The sequence below is a fragment of the Oceanisphaera arctica genome, from assembly GCF_002936955.1.
GTDB lineage: Bacteria > Pseudomonadota > Gammaproteobacteria > Enterobacterales > Aeromonadaceae > Oceanimonas > Oceanimonas arctica.
In genome coordinates this window covers 1-2,816 of sequence record NZ_MPZM01000091.1, presented here as the reverse complement: position 1 = coordinate 2,816, position 2,816 = coordinate 1, and the positions used below count along the sequence as shown (strand labels likewise).

The window sequence follows — 2,816 nt, the reverse complement described above, 5'->3', positions numbered from 1 at the left end:
CCATAAAAAACACACTTCTTGGGGTTGTATGGTTAAGTGACTAAGCGTGCACGGTGGATGCCTTGGCAGTCAGAGGCGATGAAGGACGTGCTAACCTGCGTTAAGTACGGATGAGCTGGTAAGAAGCGCTTGAGTCCGTAATATCCGAATGGGGAAACCCACTGCACTCAGTGCAGTATCGCAACGTGAATACATAGCGTTGCGAGGCGAACCGGGAGAACTGAAACATCTAAGTACCCCGAGGAAAAGAAATCAACCGAGATTCCCCTAGTAGCGGCGAGCGAACGGGGACCAGCCCTTAAGCAATCTTGGGTGGTAGTGGAATGGTCCTGGAAAGGCCGGCCGTAGTGGGTGATAGCCCCGTACACCAAACCACCTTTATTGTGAAATCGAGTAGGACGGGACACGTGATATCCTGTTTGAATATGGGGGGACCATCCTCCAAGGCTAAATACTCCTGACTGACCGATAGTGAACCAGTACCGTGAGGGAAAGGCGAAAAGAACCCCTGTGAGGGGAGTGAAATAGAACCTGAAACCGTGTACGTACAAGCAGTGGAAGCCGACTTGTTCGGTGACTGCGTACCTTTTGTATAATGGGTCAGCGACTTACTTTTAGTAGCAAGGTTAACCGTATAGGGGAGCCGTAGGGAAACCGAGTCTTAACTGGGCGAATAGTTGCTAGGAGTAGACCCGAAACCCGGTGATCTAGCCATGAGCAGGTTGAAGGTTGAGTAACATCAACTGGAGGACCGAACCCACTAATGTTGCAAAATTAGGGGATGACTTGTGGCTGGGGGTGAAAGGCCAATCAAACCGGGAGATAGCTGGTTCTCCCCGAAATCTATTTAGGTAGAGCCTCGGACGAATACTTACGGGGGTAGAGCACTGTTTGGGCTAGGGGGTCATCCCGACTTACCAACCCCATGCAAACTCCGAATACCGTAAAGTACTATCCGGGAGACACACGGCGGGTGCTAACGTCCGTCGTGAAGAGGGAAACAACCCAGACCGCCGGCTAAGGTCCCAAAGTCATAGTTAAGTGGGAAACGAAGTGGGAAGGCTCAGACAGCCAGGATGTTGGCTTAGAAGCAGCCATCATTTAAAGAAAGCGTAATAGCTCACTGGTCGAGTCGGCCTGCGCGGAAGATGTAACGGGGCTAAACTATGCACCGAAGCCGCGGATGCACTCTTAGGAGTGCGTGGTAGGGGAGCGTTCTGTAAGTCTGCGAAGGTGTGTTGTGAAGCATGCTGGAGATATCAGAAGTGCGAATGCTGACATGAGTAACGATAATGGGGGTGAAAAACCTCCACGCCGGAAGACCAAGGGTTCCTGTCCAACGTTAATCGGGGCAGGGTGAGTCGACCCCTAAGGCGAGGCAGAAATGCGTAGTCGATGGGAAACGGGTTAATATTCCCGTACTGACGTGTATTGCGATGGGGGGACGGAGAAGGCTAAATGAGCCAGGCGTTGGTTGTCCTGGTGAAAGGGTGTAGGCAGTGTGTTTAGGTAAATCCGGACGCATAATGCTGAGACCTGAGACGAAATCACTACGGTGGTGAAGTCATTGATGCCCTGCTTCCAGGAAAAGCCTCTAAGCTTCAGATACACGTGAATCGTACCCCAAACCGACACAGGTGGTCGGGTAGAGAATACCAAGGCGCTTGAGAGAACTCGGGTGAAGGAACTAGGCAAAATAGTACCGTAACTTCGGGAGAAGGTACGCTGAACCAGGTGAAGTCCCTTGCGGATGGAGCGTGGGTCAGTCGCAGTGACCAGGTGGCTGGAACTGTTTATCAAAAACACAGCACTGTGCAAACTCGTAAGAGGACGTATACGGTGTGACACCTGCCCGGTGCCGGAAGGTTAATTGATGGGGTTAGCCGCAAGGTGAAGCTCTTGATCGAAGCCCCGGTAAACGGCGGCCGTAACTATAACGGTCCTAAGGTAGCGAAATTCCTTGTCGGGTAAGTTCCGACCTGCACGAATGGTGTAATCATGGCCACGCTGTCTCCACCCGAGACTCAGTGAAATTGAATTTGCGGTGAAGATGCCGTATACCCGCGGCTAGACGGAAAGACCCCGTGAACCTTTACTATAGCTTGGCACTGAACATTGGCCCTACATGTGTAGGATAGGTGGGAGGCTGTGAAACGACGACGCCAGTTGTTGTGGAGCCATCCTTGAAATACCACCCTTGTATGTCTGATGTTCTAACGTAGGCCCCTTATCGGGGTTGCGGACAGTGCCTGGTGGGTAGTTTGACTGGGGCGGTCTCCTCCCAAAGAGTAACGGAGGAGCACGAAGGTTGGCTAAGTACGGTCGGACATCGTACGGTTAGTGCAATGGCATAAGCCAGCTTAACTGCGAGACGGACAGGTCGAGCAGGTACGAAAGTAGGTCATAGTGATCCGGTGGTTCTGTATGGAAGGGCCATCGCTCAACGGATAAAAGGTACTCCGGGGATAACAGGCTGATACCGCCCAAGAGTTCATATCGACGGCGGTGTTTGGCACCTCGATGTCGGCTCATCACATCCTGGGGCTGAAGTCGGTCCCAAGGGTATGGCTGTTCGCCATTTAAAGTGGTACGCGAGCTGGGTTCAGAACGTCGTGAGACAGTTCGGTCCCTATCTGCCGTGGGCGTTGGATGATTGAGAGGGGCTGCTCCTAGTACGAGAGGACCGGAGTGGACGAACCTCTGGTGTTCGGGTTGTCACGCCAGTGGCATTGCCCGGTAGCTAAGTTCGGAATCGATAACCGCTGAAAGCATCTAAGCGGGAAGCGAGCCTCGAGATGAGTCATCCCTAGGGCTTT

General features: G+C 52.7%; 1 rRNA gene. It reads left to right on the top strand.

What is annotated here, in order from left to right:
- Positions 1–30: 30 nt before the first annotated feature.
- A 23S ribosomal RNA gene (locus tag UN63_RS16755) occupies positions 31–2,816 on the top strand; the annotation flags it as partial.